The following is a 15132-nucleotide window of genomic DNA, read 5'->3' on the forward strand; positions in this document are numbered from 1 at the left end:
GCCATCTCCCCCTCAAGGGGGGAGATTCCGCGCGCAGCGTCTTCAACAATAAAATCCAAAACGTCCATTTCCGCGATCCTTCACGAGCGGATTGTTCCACAGGCGAGCCCGGGCGGGCGACAGGCGCCCACCTGGGATGATCTGAGCGGCTCTTTCGAACCGTCAGATCACGTAGGATCGGAGAGGCTCGAAGCCGTTGAAGGCGACCGAGGCGTAGGTCGTCGTGTAGGCGCCGGTGCCCTCGATCAGCACCTCGTCGCCGATGGTCAGCGACAAGGGCAGCGGATACGGCGTCTTCTCGTACATCACGTCGGCCGAATCGCAGGTCGGGCCGGCGAGCACGCACGGTGCGGTCTCGGTGCCGTCATGCGCAGTGACGATCGGGTAGCGGATCGCCTCGTCCATCGTCTCGGCGAGGCCACCGAACTTGCCGATGTCGAGGAACACCCAGCGCACATTGTCGTTGTCGGCCTTCTTCGAGATCAGCACGACTTCCGACTTGATGACGCCGGCGTTGCCGACCATGCCGCGGCCCGGCTCGATGATGGTTTCCGGGATAGCGTTGCCGAAATGCTTGCGCAGCGCCGAGAAGATCGCCTGGCCGTAGGCCTGTGCCACCGGCACATCCCTGAGGTAACGGGTCGGAAAGCCGCCGCCCATATTGACCATCTTGAGGACGATGCCTTCCTCGGCGAGCGTGGCGAACACTTTTTTGGCGTCACCGAGCGCGCGGTCCCAGGCGGTCAGATCGGTCTGCTGCGAGCCGACATGGAAGGACACGCCATAGGCGTCGAGGCCGAGCACCCTGGCACGACGCAGCACGTCGACCGCCATCGCCGGCACGCAGCCGAACTTGCGCGACAGCGGCCATTCGGCGCCTTCGCCGTCGGTCAGCACGCGGCAGAACACACGGGCGCCGGGTGCAACGCGGGCGATCTTGTCGACCTCCTCGACGCAGTCCACCGCGAACAGCCGGATACCGAGCTGATAGGCGCGCTGGATATCGCGCTCCTTCTTGATGGTGTTGCCGAAGGAGATGCGGTCCGCCGGCGCACCGGCGTCCATCGCCATCTCGACTTCGGCAACGGAAGCGGTGTCGAAGGACGAGCCCATCGCAGCAAGGAGGCGCAGGATTTCCGGCGCCGGGTTTGCTTTCACCGCATAGTAGATTTTCGAATCGGGAAGCGCCTTCTCGAAGGCGCGAAAATTGTCGCGCACGACATCGAGATCGACGACGAGGCATGGGCCGTTCGGACGTCGGGTGGCGAGGAAGTCAAGGATGCGCTGGGTAGCCATCGGGGTCTCTCCATCAGCGCCTTTCGGCGCGCACAAAGGCTGCGGGACACGGGTCATCGACCTCGCGAACACGCGGTGGACAAAGGCGGGACGTCAAATCCATGGAACCAGCCGGTGGAGACCCCGGAACCATGAAGCGCCGTCTCGCGGCGGTGAACCTTGGCCTTGCCCGGCCTCGGCTCGCTTTGTCTGCCTTGGCTTGGATGGGAGACCCGTCCGCACTGCCGGCAATGAAGGTGTGCCTCTTCAGTAACCCCGGTCTTTGGACGACCGGCAGAACACCAGAAAGGCCCGCACCGTCGTTGCTTCAAGGTGTCCTCGGTCTGGCGGTTGGCCGCTAAACCGACTGGAGGGGTTGGCTCCAGTTACCTTACCGATATCCCTCACCATTTTGAGGATCGGCGGACACCCACAGGCACGTGCGACTTTGGGCAAGCGCGATATAAGGTCGAAGGATTTCACAATCAATAAAAATCGTACGCCAGGTTGTAAAATTCCTAGCATCGAACAATGTTGCAACAACTGTATCCGGATATCGAACGAATGACAGGCACTCGCGGCCCCCTGAACGCTTTTCTCGACCTAGACGACATCCCGGTATCCAATGCGCAATCCGGCCCGCTTGCCGGCCTGCGGCTGGCCGTCAAGGATATTTACGACGTGGCCGGCTACCGTACCGGCTGCGGCAATCCGCAGAAATACCAGGAGGCATCACCCGCCTCGGCGACCGCGCCGGCCATCCAGGCGCTGCTTGATTCGGGCGCGCGCTTTGTCGGCAAGACGCAAACGGATGAACTCGCCTTCTCCCTGATGGGGCTGAACGCGCATTTTCCGTCGCCGGTCAATCCGGCCGCGCCGGACCGCATCACCGGCGGCTCATCCTCCGGTTCCGCCGCCGCGGTCGCCGGCGGGCTGGCCGACATCGCCGCCGGATCCGACACCGGCGGCTCGATCCGCGCCCCGGCAAGTTTTTGTGGCCTGATCGGCCTCAGGGTCACGCATGGCCGCATCTCGCTCGATGGCACCATGCCGCTGGCCCCCTCCCTCGATACGTTCGGGTGGTTTGCCAGGGACATGGCCACCTATGACAAGGTCGGCGCGGTGCTGCTGGGCAACGATCTGCATCACCCCGAATTGCAGCGCCCCCTCGCCCTCGGTGCGCTGGACGGGCTCGTGCTCGGCCCGCAGGAAGCCTATGAATATCGCGGCATGGTCCGGCATGTCACTTCGGTGATCGGCACACCGCGGATGATCGCGCCGCTCTCGCATTCGACCGACGATCTCTACTGGTGCTTCCGCAAGCTGCAGGGATACGAGGCCTGGCAAAATCATGGTGCCTGGATCTCGCAGAGCAACCGGATGCTAGGCCCCGGCGTCAAGGATCGCTTCGAGCATGGCGCGACCATCGATGCCGCGACGGCGCGACATGAAACGGAGCGCCGCGACGCCTTCCGTCGCGAGCTTGCCGAGCGTCTTGGCGAGGACGGCGTCCTCGTGCTGCCGACCGTTCCGGGCGCCGCCCCGCTCAAGGCTGCTTCCTTCGACGATTTACAGGCGTACCGCGAACGCGCGCTGAAACTGTTGTGTCTTTCCGGCCTGTCGGGTTTTCCACAGATCACCCTACCGCTCGGCCAAGTCGACGGCGCTCCATTCGGCCTCTCTCTGCTCGGACCGAAGGGCAGCGACCGGCAACTGATTGCACTCGCCGCGCGCATCCTTTCAGCCCACCAAAGGAGCGCATGACATGGACACGCTGACCCGCATGCGCGCCTTCATCGACGTGGTCGAGGCCGAAGGTTTTTCGGCAGCCGCGCGCAAGATCGGCCGCTCCAAGGCGCTGCTGTCCAAATATGTGCGCGAGCTGGAGGACGAGCTCGGCGCGCTGCTGCTCAACCGCACCACGCGGCAGTTCTCGATGACAGAGGCCGGCCATACCTATTACCGGCGCGCCTCGGAAATCGTGCGTGAAGTCGACAGCCTGGCCGATGCGGTGCGCGAATCCTCCGGCGACGTTCGCGGCAGGATCAAGCTTTCGGCGCCGCGCACTTTTGCTGACGCACCGATCGGACAATCGCTGATCGACTTTGCCAAGCAGCATCCCGACATCGTGCTCGACATCCATCTCGACGACCGCTTCGTCGATCTGGTCGAGGAAGGTTTCGATCTCGCCGTGCGCATTTCGCGGCTGGAAAACTCTTCGCTGATCGCGAGGCGTCTGGCGCCGTTTTCGGTTCGGCTCTGCGCATCTCCCGAGCTGATCGCCAAGCACGGCATGCCGGTGCGGCCGCAGGACCTTGGCCGCGTGCCCTGTATCATTGACACCAATGGCCGCTGGCTGACCAACTGGCCGTTCAAGGGTGACAGTGGCGATACGGTAACCGTTTCGGTCTCCGGTCCGATCGAGGTCAACAGTCCGATGGCCGCAAGGGCCGCCGCGGTGGCTGGATTGGGATTTTCCATCCTGCCGGATTTCATCGCCGCTCCCGACATCGAAAGCGGCCGGCTGGTGACTGTGCTGGATGACCGCATCCTTTCGGGTAGCGGCATTTTCGCCGTCTATCCGCACCGGCGCTATTTGCCTGCCAAGGTTCGCGTTTTTGTCGATTTCCTGGTGCAGTGGTTCAAGACGAATGACAGCGCATGAGCTTTCAGCCGCCTTGCGGTCCCATTTTCGCCCCCTTTCTGGTAACTCTCGATATTTACCGAAGTCGATGGAATCGCGACCGAGAATGCATCTGAAACGGCAAGCAATCATGATGGCTTCGGCCATAGCGGCGACATTTGCCATGGTCGGGCCGGCCGAAGTGCATCCCCACGTCTTCGCCGAGGCCCGCCTCGAAGTGGTTCTCAGCCCGGATCACCAAACTGTGAAGGCGTTGCGCCATCTCTGGCGCTTCGACGATTTGTTTTCGAGCACGGTGATGATGGAATTCGACAAGAATTCCGACCTGAAGCTCGACGACAAGGAGTTGAAGGAGGTCGCCGACACCGTCCATGCTTCGCTGGCGGAGTTCAATTACTTCCAGCTGGTCACCGTCGACGACAAGGACGAGGCGATGAACCCGCCGCCGCAGCTGATGGCAAATTTCGAGAACGACCAACTCATCATCCTGTTCGAATCCGAACCGAAGGCGCCGATGAAGCTGGCCGGCAAGATCGATATCGGCGTCTACGACCCGACGTTCTACACGGCGATCGATTTCACCGAGGATGCCAATCTGCAGGTCGATGGCATGCCGTCGACATGCACGAGCAAAGTCGTTCGTCCGAACCCCGACGAGGCAATCGCCGAGAACCAGAAGACCCTGACGGACGCCTTCTTCAACGATCCGACGGGCACCGATATGAGCAAGATCTTTGCGACCAAGCTTGAAATGAACTGTCAGCCAGAAGGATAATCCGGTGACGAAACCGTCCCTGCGTTTGGCTTTCGGCCTCTTGGCCGTCGCCCTTGTGATGACGCACCTCCTCGGCGCCGCCCACGCCCAGAGCTCGCTCGGCATCGGCACCAATGACGGGATAGCTCCCACCACCGGCCCGTTCGCCCATGTCCTGATGTGGATCAATCTGCGCCAGCAGGAATTCTACCGCGCGCTTGCCGGCGCGATGAAGGCGATGCGCGAGGACGGCAGCAAGTTGTGGCTGCTTATCGGCCTGTCTTTCGCCTATGGCATTTTCCATGCCGCGGGGCCTGGTCACGGGAAGGCGGTGATCTCGTCCTATATGGTGGCGAACGAAGTCGCGCTCAAGCGCGGCATCATGCTGTCCTTCGTCTCGGCGCTGCTGCAGGGGCTGACGGCGATCGCGGTCATGCTGCTCGCCTATTTCGTCCTGCGCGGCACCGCCATCTCGATGACCGACGCGGCATGGTTCATGGAGATCATGAGCTATGTCCTGGTCACCTTGTTCGGCGCCTGGCTGCTGTGGCGCAAACTTGGTCCTTCCATCCAGCGCCTGTTCGGTGCCGGCCCGGCGCACAGCCTGTCAGCCGCCCATGCCGGTCACTCGCATGCAGGCCATTCAGCGCATGGACATTCGCATGCGCTTCACGCCCATGGCGATCATACCCATGACGATCGCGCTCATGCCCACGGTCACCATGCCCACAGTCACGCCCATGGCGCGCATGATCATGGCACGCACGATCATCATCACGACCACGCCGCGGGCGAAGTCTGCGATACGTGCGGCCATTCGCATGCACCCGATCCGGCAATGCTTTCCGGTGACCGCTTCGACTGGCGCACGGCCTGGTCGGCGGTGGCGGCCGTTGGCATGCGCCCCTGCTCCGGCGCGCTGATCGTGCTGAGCTTTGCGCTGCTCAATGGCTTATGGGTCGGCGGCCTGCTGTCGGTGCTGGCCATGTCGCTCGGCACCGCGATCACGGTCTCGGCCCTGGCGACGCTTGCGGTGACCGCCAAGAACTGGGCCGTGTATTTTGCCGGCGACGGCCGCATGGGCAACCGCATCCACTCGATCGTCGAGATCGGCGGCGCCGCCTTCGTCTTCCTGTTTGGATTGCTGCTTCTGTCGGCCAGCCTGGCGACAGGTGGCTGAACTCGCATCAGATCAAGGGAGCTTGATCTGTTGCTCATGAGGGGCGCGTGCTCACAAATTCGGTTCATGTCCGCTTCAAGCGCGATGCACTTTAGACCACAGCCATGATTACGTGAGCCTGAATTTTGGCTGCAACCTCGCCGCTGCCATGTCTGTCTGCAATCGTGGATGCGGCATAGTCGGTTGCAGCTTCCAGTTTTCCCGCGTCTCTGGCCTCGATTTCGTTGCGAAGAAGAGTTCCCTGGCAATAAGCAACCGCCGGAAGGCGCGGCGAGGATGCGCGGCTTTGTTCGGCTCTCGTCTCGATCGCCACACGGGAGAAGCCTGCTTCCTCCAACTCGCTGCGGATCAGTGCGGTATCGTGGTAGCCATGCGGCGTGCGCGCCAGAAAGCGCGGCGGATCGCTCGGAAAAATCCTTGCCAGAGCATTCGTCACATCATTTGCAAATACATTCTCCTCGATGCGATCCCATACGTTGAACAAAAAATGTCCTCCGGGCTTCAGCGCTCGCTTTGCTTCGCGATAGGCAGACGAGCGGTCGGGAAAGAACATCGCGCCGAACTGGCAACAAACGAGATCGAAGGCCGCGTTTTCAAACGGTAGCACCAAAGCGTCCGCCTGGCGCCATTTGATGCGACTGTCGGGAGCTTGTCGCGAAGCGGCGTAGTCGAGCATCGGCTGGTTGAGGTCGGTTACGACATAGTTTGCTCCGGGGGACAGTTTTGGCGCCAATGCGCGGGTGACGACCCCGGTGCCCGCGGCGACTTCCAAAACGGCGCTTGGCGACAAGGACGCTGCCCGTCGCGCAATATCTGCGGCGAACGGCTCGAAGATCAACGGCACCATATAGCGGTCGTAGTTCTCCGGAATCGAGCCGGCGAACACCTTGTCCGTTTCCAACATTGCCACCCTCCGTCCGTTTGATAGCTCGCGAGACTAGCAGATAATCGTCCGCTTTGGTCGTTTCGGCCGAAAGGCGTCCAAGAGCATACGCGGCTATGTCAGCCGGAGCGCCGCGAAAGCGGACGGCTGCTCGCGGATCGTGGCTACGATGCGGACCGGCTCAGAGCGTTTGTCGCGGAGCGAGGCGCGTGGATTCTCACCTGGAACAAGAACCGTCTGGCATCACAGTTTGCCGCCGAGCTCGTCCTCGATATGGGCGCGGATGATTTCGTCGAAGCTCGCTTCGGCGGCAAAGCCAAGCTCCCTTGACCGCCGCGCCTCGAACCGTGTCGGCCAGCCCTTGACGATCGCCCAGATCGTGTCGTCGTGCTCTTCGCGGATCAACTTCACCGCGTCGGCGCCGGCAATGCGTTCCAAGGCCTCGATCTGCTCGCCGACCGTGACGGCAACACCGGGCATCGTCAGATTGCGGCGCGGCCCGACGGCAGCGCCGTCGATCTCAGCCGCATGGATCAAAAAATTCACCGCCGAGCGCGGGCTGGCGTGGGTGTGCACGACAGAGCGCGGCACCGGCAATATCGCTTCCTGGCCGCTCAACGGCTCGCGGATGATACCGGAGAAAAAGCCGGAGGCCGCCTTGTTCGGCTTTCCCGGCCTGACGCAAATGGTCGGCAGCCTGATGCCGATGCCGTCGAAGAAACCGCGCCGCGTATAGTCGGCGAGCAGTGCTTCCCCCATCAGCTTCTGCGTGCCGTAGGAGGTCAATGGCGTCGGGTGGAATTCGTCTGATATAACGTCCGGAAATGGCGCGCCGAAAACGGCGATCGACGAGGTGAAGACGATGCGCGGCGCAAATCCCGCCAGCCTTATGGCGTCGAACAGCGCCCTTGTGCCGTCGAGATTGACGCGGTAGCCGAGATCGAAATTGGCCTCCGCCTCGCCCGACACGACGCCGGCGAGATGGAAGATCACGTCGGGGCGCGACGCAACCAGCCCTTCCGCCGCGCTCGGCGCGGCGAGATCGCCGGTGCGGATGGCAATTTCGACGCCTTCCATGACCGGCGCCTGCGGCGGCACGATATCGTGAAGGTCGAGCGCGGCGATCTTCCGGCCGCTGAGCGTTCCGTCCTTCGCCAGCCGGGCGATGAGCTTGCGGCCGACCATGCCTGCCGCGCCGGTAATCAAAATACGCATATCAATGATCCTTTTTGCGCTGGCTGCGTCCGCGCAGCCAGAACACGACGAAAATGGCCACCATGAAGACAGCGGCAATAAGAGCGGCAAGAATGGTCGAGACGCGGCCGACCGCCAGCATCACGGTTGGCAAATAGTAGGCGGCGATGCCGAACACGAGCAACACCCAAAGGGCGCCAATCGCCGCGTTGCGCGTGTCGCGATCCATCACGCGGCCCCGACACGACGGGATTTCATCAAGTTCATTACCAATGCCATGGAACTCCCGACGTCAGTGATAGTGGCCATGATGCGGAGCCACATCGTGCGCATGGCCGTGCTCGCCATCGTGCTCATTATGGCTGTCGGCGCATTGGCCGAATTCCGGTTCTACGGTGGCGTGGGCAATACCATGCTCCGCGGCAAGCCGCTTCTTGATGGCGCTGACCGCTTTGTGGGCATCGACGCCATCGTTGAGACAGGCATGCAAGGTCGCCATGTTGCTTGACCCGTCGAGCGACCAGACATGCATGTGGTGCACCTCGCGCACGCCCTTGATTGTCCCCTCTATGTCCCTGGCGATCAGGTCGCGATCGAGGCTCGCCGGCACGCCTTCGAGCAGGACATGGGCTGCTTCGCGCATCAGCGACCAGGCCGTAGACAGGATCAGCAGCGAGACAAGGACGGACAGGATCGGATCGATAGGCGTCCAGCCCGTCGCCAGGATGATCAGGGCAGCTATGATCGCCGCCGCCGAGCCAAGCAGGTCGCCGAGCACGTGCAGGATGGCGCCGCGCATGTTGAGGCTTTCACGGTCGCCGCCATGCAGCACGAAGAAGGAGGCGATATTGACCAGAAGACCGGCGATCGCAACGACCAGCATCGGCCCGCCGAGCACAGGCGCAGGCGTCAGCAGGCGTTCCCAGGCCTCATAGATGATCCACAGCGCAATGGCGAAGATTGCGATGCCGTTGGTATAGGCGACCAGCGTCTTGACCCGGCCAAAACCGTAGGTGAGGCGAACGGTGGCCGGCCGGCCAGCCAGATGAAAAGCATACCAGGCAAGGCCGAGCGCGATACAATCGGCGAGCATGTGGCCGGCATCCGCCAGCAGCGCCAGCGATCCGGTGAAGAGACCGCCAAGCGCTTCCACGACCATGAAGCCGGCGGTCAGGCAGGCCGCGATCAGCACCCGTTTCTTGTCGGTCGAGCCGTGCACATGACCGGCGCCGCGGCTGTGGTCATGCCCCTGCGAACCGTGGTCGTGGGTGTGCGCCATCTGCGAACTCCGTTACGCACCGAATTCGGCGCGGAAATCCTCGAGCCGTCGCTTCTGCCGGCCGTCGTCCTCGAAATTGGCCGGATCGAGCCATGCCTCATAGGCGCTGCGCAGTGCCGGCCACTCCTTGTCGATGATCGAGTACCACGCGGTATCGCGGTTTTCGCCTTTGACCACAAGATGCTGGCGGAAAATGCCCTCGAACTTGAAGCCGAAACGTTCCGCCGCGCGCTTCGACGGCTCGTTGCGGTTGTTGCATTTCCATTCGTAGCGGCGATAGCCAAGCTCGTCGAAGATGTATTTCATGAACAGGAACTGCGCTTCCGTCGCTCCCGGTTTACGCGAGATCAGCGGACCCCAATAGATGTTGCCGATCTCGATCACGCCATAGGCCGGATCGATGCGCATCAGTGTCTGGCGCCCGGCAACCTTTCCGTTGGCCTTGTCGATGACGGCAAAGAACAGCGGGTCTTGGCTGGCTTCGGCCTTGTCGAGCCAGGGCTGAAAAGCGGCGCGGCTCTCTGGCGGATAGTCGGGCAGCCAGGCAAAGCGGCTGTCGACATCGGCCACCGACGACGCTTCGAACAGGCCATCGCCGTGCTTTTCGGCGTTGAGCGGTTCCAGCCTGACGTAGCGCCCCTCCAGCACCTTGCGTTCGGGCCGCGGGCGCGGTTGCCAATTCTCGAGATTTTCCGACACCAAAAACTCCAATCCGTTTGACTTTTGTGAGCGGACGCTCACAAAAACGGTCGCTCGGCGAAAGAACCACACGGACGGGAAAAATGCTCCACACGATTTCGGCCTTCGACCGCCTCGGCGAGGAAAATGCCTTCGCAGTGCTGGCGCGTGCCACCGCGCTCGCCCATCAGGGCCGCGACATCGTCAATCTCGGCATCGGCCAGCCCGACTTCAAGACGCCGCAGCACATCGTCGAGGCGGCGATCAAGGCGCTGCGCGACGGCCATCACGGCTACACGCCGGCCAACGGCCTGCTGGCGACACGCGAAGCGGTGGTGCGCCGCACGCTGACCACCACCGGCGTCGAGGTGTCGCCCGAGTCGGTGATGATCCTGCCCGGCGGCAAGCCGACCATGTTCGCCGCGATCCTGATGTTCGGCGAACCGGGTGCCGAGATCCTCTATCCCGACCCCGGCTTTCCCATCTACCGCTCGATGATCGAGTTCACCGGCGCCGAACCGGTACGGGTGCCGATACGCGAGGAGAACGGCTTTGCCTTCTCGGCGCAGGAGACGCTGGCGCTGATCACGCCGAAGACCAGGCTACTGATCCTCAACTCGCCGGCCAACCCGACCGGCGGGGTCACCCCCCGCGCCGAGATCGAGAAGCTGGTCCGGGGGCTGGAAGCGCACCCGGACGTCGCTATCCTCTCCGACGAAATCTACGACGTGATGACCTATGATGGCGAGACGCACTGCTCGCTGCTCAATTTTCCCGAAATCCGCGACCGGCTGATCGTGCTCAACGGCTGGTCCAAGACCTGGGCAATGACCGGCTGGCGCATGGGCTGGTCGATCTGGCCCAACGGCGACAAGAGCGCTCACCTCTACGACAAGGTGCGCAAGCTGGCAGTCAATTGCTGGTCCTGCGTCAACGCGCCGAGCCAATATGCCGGCATCGCGGCCATCGACGGCCCGCAGGACGATGTCGACAAGATGATGCGCGCCTTCGACCGCCGCAGGAAAGTCGTGGTCGAGGGGCTGAACGCCTTGCCGGGCGTTTCCTGCATCACACCGAAGGGCGCGTTCTACGCCTTCCCTAACGTTTCGAAGACCGGCTGGAAGGCCAAGAAGCTGGCGTCCGCCCTGCTCGAGGATGCCGGCGTGGCGCTGATAGGCGGACCTGATTTCGGCATTCTGGGGGAAGGCTATATCAGGCTGTCCTACGCCAATTCCGAGGAGAACATCCTGCGCGCTCTGGAGCGGATCGAGGCGTTTCTGGGAAAATGAGGAGAGGCCAGGTTGACCCAGTCTGGAAGGCTGGCAGTCGAACGTCCTTGATATTCCGAGCGAAGAAAGGTGACATCAGATGTTTTATGCCATCCTCGCCTATCACGTGGAAGAAGCGATCACGGCGCTGACGCCGCAGGAGGACACGGCGTTGATGACCGACCTGCTCCAGATCAACGAGCGGCTATACCGGGAAGGCACACTTGGGCCGGCGGCGCGGCTCGGGGCGACGCAAGACGCGTGTACCTTGCGCGGGCCGGGCGCCGGAATGGTCATTGACGGACCCTTCGCCGAGACCAAGGAGCAATTGTTGGGCCTCTACGTCGTCGACTGCGCCACGCGTGATGCCGCGATCGCGATTGCACGCGACCTTCGTCGCGTCAATCCGACCGCCGTCTACGAAATCCGTCCCATTTCGCTGTATCTTCCCGGCGTGCCGCTTTCGGTCACACAGTCCTGAATTACAGCGGCTGCTCACCCTCGCCCGACGAACGGCATCTTCGTCGCCATCACGGTCATGAACAGCACATTGGCGTCGAGCGGCAGGCTGGCCATATGAACGACGGCATCGGCGACGCGCTCGACGTCCATCACCGCTTCGGCGGCGATGGAGCCATTGGCCTGCGGCACCCCGACCGTCATCGCCTGCGCCATGTCGGTCAAGGCGTTGCCGATGTCGATCTGGCCGCAGGCGATGTCATAAGGCCGGCCGTCCAGCGCCAGCGTCTTGGTCAGCCCGGTAATGGCGTGCTTGGTCGCGGTATAGGGCACAGAGCCCGGACGCGGCACGTAGGCCGACACCGAGCCGTTGTTGATGATGCGGCCGCCCATCGGCCGCTGCCTGCGCATGGCACCGAAGGCGGCGCGGGCGCACAGGAACGAGCCGGTGAGATTGACCCCGACGACATCGTTCCACACCTCGACCGGGATCTCGTCGATCAACGTCGACTTGTAGCTCGTGCCGGCATTGTTGAAGAGCAGGTCGACACGACCGAAAGCCGCCGCCACCGTCTCGAACATGTCGTCGACCTGGTCGGCCTTGCTGATGTCGCAGGCAACCGCCAACGCCTTGGCTTGTGTCGATCCGGCCTCGGCGATCGCCTCTTTCAGCACCTGCTTGCGGCGTCCGCAGAACACCGTATTCCAGCCGGACTTGAGCAACGCCGTGGCGACGCTTTTGCCGACGCCCGTGCCGGCGCCGGTGACAATGGCGGTTTTGTAATCTGTCATAACTGTCCTCCTACAGCGCCGGGTGCCCGCGAAGGGCGCTATAGCACCTTGATTTTGAGCAATTTGATTTGCGCATGATCGCGTCCAAAAATCGATTCCGATTTCGGGTTATGCGCTAGCTGCGCCGACAAAAAGGGCGGCCATTGGCGGCCGCCCCGATCTGAACCGGGCTTGGGAGGAGGAAAGCCGATCCAACTGCCTAAAATCATGCGCTCGCTGGGTTAACGAGACGTTAGCGCGAAATCTTGCCGGTCAGCTCTCTACGGTTGCAGCCTACCAGCGCGAATTGGGGGCGGTCTTGCTGGCCGCTTTTGCTGCCTTGCTGGCGCCCGATGCCGGCACCTCTGAGGCCGGCACCTTTGCCGCCGACACCGTCGCCTCGACATGGTCGACCAGCGCGTCCGGCAGGCCGAGGCGGCCGGCAAGCAGATCGAGATAGCCGCGTTCGGCACGTGTATCCGGATCGATGGTGAGGCGCGAGGCGGTGTAGAGTTCGAGCTTCTGCGCGTCGGTTTGGGCGCCGGTGACCAACGTATCAAGATCGAGCGGCGTTTCCAGCTCCGACATCAGGAATTTCTCCGCGTCGGAGCCGATACCCGCAAGGCTGAGCTTGCCGGCGATCTTCTGCCGCTCGCCGTCATCGATATGGCCGTCAGCCTTCGCCGCCGAAATCATCGCCCGCACCAGCGTCAGCGTGAATTCGTCTTCGCCTTGCGGCGCCTGCGAGGGATGGAAGGCGGTGTCGGCGGGCGGCGGCAGCAATTCCGGTTCACCGGAAACCTGCGTTTCAGCCGGCGCGCTGCCGCTCTTGTAGGCTTTGTAGGCGAGGCCGCCGATCGCGGCCAGGCCGCCGAGCTTCACCGCAGTGCCGGTGATCTGACGGCCAGCGCCGGTTCCGAGCAGCACCGCGGCCAGCGCGCCGGCCGCCAGGGGATTGTCCTTGGCCATCTGCACAGCCTGCCCCCCTTTTTCGCGGACGGTCGACCCCGTTCCGGGAATTTGCGAGCCGAGCAGATCGTCGAGGAGCTTCTTGGGATCGAACATCAATGCCTCCAGAATTGGCCCGGCCGAACGTGCACGGGCAGGTTTTCGGACGTTGAAGAGGTAGGCCCCGCATATTGACATTACAATGACGGATGAGCGCTCTACTAGCGACGGCGGAAGCAAGGTGATGTCAGGATTTACCTTGTCCTAACGAACTTTTTTGGAAAGCGCGATGCGCAGTTCAAAAGTGCTAGGGCGTACTTCGGGTGTTCAAGCGGACGCGCAAGTACGCTCTAACGTCCGATATGGCTGGGATCCCCGCGCGCTCGCGCCAGTTCGACCTGGCGCTGGCGTTCGGCGTAGCGCGCACGATCCTCGTCTGAACGGGCATCGAAGCAATGCGGGCATGAGACACCGGCGGCGTATTTCGGCGATAACAGGTCCTGCCCGTTCAGCGGATGCCGGCAGGCGCGGCACAGTTCCGCCTCACCCTCGACCAAGCCGTGCGACACGGAGACGCGTTCGTCGAAGACGAAGCACTCGCCCTGCCAGAGGCTCTGTTCAGCGGGCACCTCTTCGAGATATTTCAGGATGCCGCCCTTGAGATGGAACACATCTTCAAAGCCGAGCGACTTCACATAGGCTGTCGCCTTCTCGCAGCGTATGCCGCCAGTGCAGAACATCGCCACCTTGCGGCCGACGAGCTCGGCCCGATGCTGATCGACCCAGGCCGGGAATTCGCGAAAGCTCGTCGTGGCGGGATCGACCGCACCCTTGAAGGTTCCGATCGACACCTCATAAGCATTGCGCGTGTCGATGACGACCGTGTCCGCATCCGAGATCAGCGCGTTCCAGTCGGCCGGCGCGACGTAAGTGCCGGCGCTTGCTGCCGGATCGATATCCCTAACGCCCATGGTGACGATCTCGCGCTTCAGCCGCACCTTCATGCGGTGGAACGGCATCTGCACGGCGCTGCTGTACTTGATCTCGAGACCGGCAAGACCTTCGATGGATTCGAGATGCTCGATGAGCGCGGCGATATCGGCTTCGCTGCCGGCGACCGTACCGTTGATGCCCTCATGCGCCAAAAGCAGCGTGCCTTTGATACCGCGTCCGCAACAGAAGGCGGCGATCGGCGCACGCAACGCTTCGAAGTCATCGAGCCGGGCAAACCTATAGAGCGCGGCAACGCGGAAATATTGATTGGACAGTGTCATCGCCGAACCCACTAAACGCTCATAAAAGCCGATTCAAGGCTGACGCGTGGATCAGCCTCTCCTTGGTGGCCTTGACTGACGGGCTGACGGAATTGCCGGCAGTGCGTGACATCGCGACACGCTTCGTTTCGTGGACAGAAAAACGGCCTTCTGCTAACCGGTTCAACGGATCAATACCGGAGAGACGACAAATGCCCAGCAAGACCGAAAAGCTCCTGTCGCTCCTTGACGGCCAGCCGGTTATCCCGGTGCTGAAGATCGCCAATGTCACCGACGCCGTGCCGTTGGCGCGCGCCCTCGCGCGCGGCGGCCTGCCGGCGATCGAGATCACGCTGCGGACCGCTGACGCGCTGGAGGCAATCCGGCTTGTGGCTAGCGAAGTCGAGGACGCCATCGTCGGCGCCGGCACCATTCTGGACGCCCGACAATTCGGCGAGGCGGCAGCAGCCGGCTCGAAGTTCATCGTCAGCCCCGGCATCACCCGCGAGCTTCTGGCGGCGGCGAAAGACAGCGACGTTCCGTTGC

Annotated in this window: 15 protein-coding genes and 1 pseudogene; 7 read left to right on the forward strand and 9 right to left on the reverse strand. The window is 62.7% G+C overall.

The genetic code is table 11. The features are described 5' to 3' along the window. Positions 1-162: 162 nt before the first annotated feature. Positions 163-1296 carry an ornithine/lysine decarboxylase gene (odc2, locus tag E5W87_RS25335; RefSeq protein WP_292403858.1) on the reverse strand — a complete coding sequence of 378 codons (1134 nt, stop codon included), beginning with the start codon at positions 1294-1296 and terminating at the stop codon, positions 163-165. 543 nt (positions 1297-1839) lie between these two features. Between odc2 and E5W87_RS25340 the strand changes: the two genes are divergently transcribed. The 4 genes from E5W87_RS25340 to E5W87_RS25355 all read left to right on the forward strand — a co-directional run bounded on the left by E5W87_RS25340 (position 1840) and on the right by E5W87_RS25355 (position 5853). Further along, entirely contained in the window at positions 1840-3039 is a 1200-nt protein-coding gene (locus tag E5W87_RS25340; RefSeq protein ID WP_292403862.1) for an amidase, read from the forward strand. Between the two features lies 1 nt (position 3040). Beyond that, positions 3041-3940 (forward strand): LysR family transcriptional regulator, encoded by a 900-nt coding sequence (locus E5W87_RS25345; RefSeq protein WP_095484093.1) that lies wholly within the window; start codon positions 3041-3043, stop codon positions 3938-3940. Positions 3941-4025: 85 nt separating this feature from the next. Continuing rightward, positions 4026-4694: a DUF1007 family protein gene (locus E5W87_RS25350; protein ID WP_292403864.1), complete on the forward strand. Its 669-nt coding sequence runs from the start codon at positions 4026-4028 to the stop codon at positions 4692-4694. 58 nt (positions 4695-4752) lie between these two features. After that, a complete protein-coding gene (locus E5W87_RS25355) occupies positions 4753-5853 on the forward strand; it encodes a nickel/cobalt transporter (RefSeq protein ID WP_292403900.1) in 1101 nt (366 codons plus the stop codon). Positions 5854-5944: 91 nt separating this feature from the next. On the opposite strand, the gene E5W87_RS25360 is transcribed toward E5W87_RS25355, so the two are convergent. From E5W87_RS25360 to E5W87_RS25380, 5 genes are all read right to left on the reverse strand, one after another. After that, positions 5945-6757 (reverse strand): class I SAM-dependent methyltransferase, encoded by an 813-nt coding sequence (locus E5W87_RS25360; RefSeq protein WP_292403866.1) that lies wholly within the window; start codon positions 6755-6757, stop codon positions 5945-5947. A gap of 222 nt (positions 6758-6979) precedes the next feature. Next, on the reverse strand, positions 6980-7951 hold the full coding sequence (gene denD, locus E5W87_RS25365; RefSeq protein ID WP_292403869.1) for a D-erythronate dehydrogenase: 972 nt from the start codon (positions 7949-7951) through the stop codon (positions 6980-6982). Position 7952: 1 nt separating this feature from the next. After that, positions 7953-8159: a hypothetical protein gene (locus E5W87_RS25370; RefSeq protein ID WP_292403872.1), complete on the reverse strand. Its 207-nt coding sequence runs from the start codon at positions 8157-8159 to the stop codon at positions 7953-7955. 63 nt (positions 8160-8222) lie between these two features. Next, the gene (locus tag E5W87_RS25375; protein WP_292403875.1) at positions 8223-9209 is read right to left on the reverse strand and encodes a cation diffusion facilitator family transporter; all 987 of its coding nucleotides are present in this window, start codon (positions 9207-9209) and stop codon (positions 8223-8225) included. A 12-nt stretch (positions 9210-9221) separates the two neighbouring features. Beyond that, positions 9222-9908, reverse strand: coding sequence for a GNAT family protein (locus E5W87_RS25380; protein WP_292403877.1), 687 nt, complete (start codon positions 9906-9908; stop codon positions 9222-9224). An 83-nt stretch (positions 9909-9991) separates the two neighbouring features. Between E5W87_RS25380 and E5W87_RS25385 the strand changes: the two genes are divergently transcribed. Both E5W87_RS25385 and E5W87_RS25390 read left to right on the forward strand, forming a co-directional pair. Beyond that, positions 9992-11176, forward strand: a complete 1185-nt coding sequence (locus E5W87_RS25385; RefSeq protein ID WP_292403881.1) for a pyridoxal phosphate-dependent aminotransferase — start codon at positions 9992-9994, stop codon at positions 11174-11176. 79 nt (positions 11177-11255) lie between these two features. Next, positions 11256-11636, forward strand: coding sequence for a YciI family protein (locus E5W87_RS25390; RefSeq protein ID WP_292403884.1), 381 nt, complete (start codon positions 11256-11258; stop codon positions 11634-11636). Positions 11637-11650: 14 nt separating this feature from the next. On the opposite strand, the gene E5W87_RS25395 is transcribed toward E5W87_RS25390, so the two are convergent. The 3 genes from E5W87_RS25395 to E5W87_RS25405 all read right to left on the reverse strand — a co-directional run bounded on the left by E5W87_RS25395 (position 11651) and on the right by E5W87_RS25405 (position 14607). Further along, entirely contained in the window at positions 11651-12406 is a 756-nt protein-coding gene (locus E5W87_RS25395) for an SDR family oxidoreductase (protein WP_292403888.1), read from the reverse strand. A 273-nt stretch (positions 12407-12679) separates the two neighbouring features. After that, a complete protein-coding gene (locus E5W87_RS25400) occupies positions 12680-13450 on the reverse strand; it encodes a tellurite resistance TerB family protein (protein ID WP_292403891.1) in 771 nt (256 codons plus the stop codon). A 233-nt stretch (positions 13451-13683) separates the two neighbouring features. Continuing rightward, the gene (locus E5W87_RS25405) at positions 13684-14607 is read right to left on the reverse strand and encodes a rhodanese-related sulfurtransferase (protein WP_292403895.1); all 924 of its coding nucleotides are present in this window, start codon (positions 14605-14607) and stop codon (positions 13684-13686) included. Between the two features lie 191 nt (positions 14608-14798). Between E5W87_RS25405 and E5W87_RS25410 the strand changes: the two are divergent. Then, positions 14799-15132 (forward strand): annotated as a pseudogene (locus tag E5W87_RS25410) (keto-deoxy-phosphogluconate aldolase); the annotation flags it as partial.

It is taken from the genome of Mesorhizobium sp. (genome assembly GCF_004962925.1).
Lineage (GTDB): Bacteria > Pseudomonadota > Alphaproteobacteria > Rhizobiales > Rhizobiaceae > Mesorhizobium.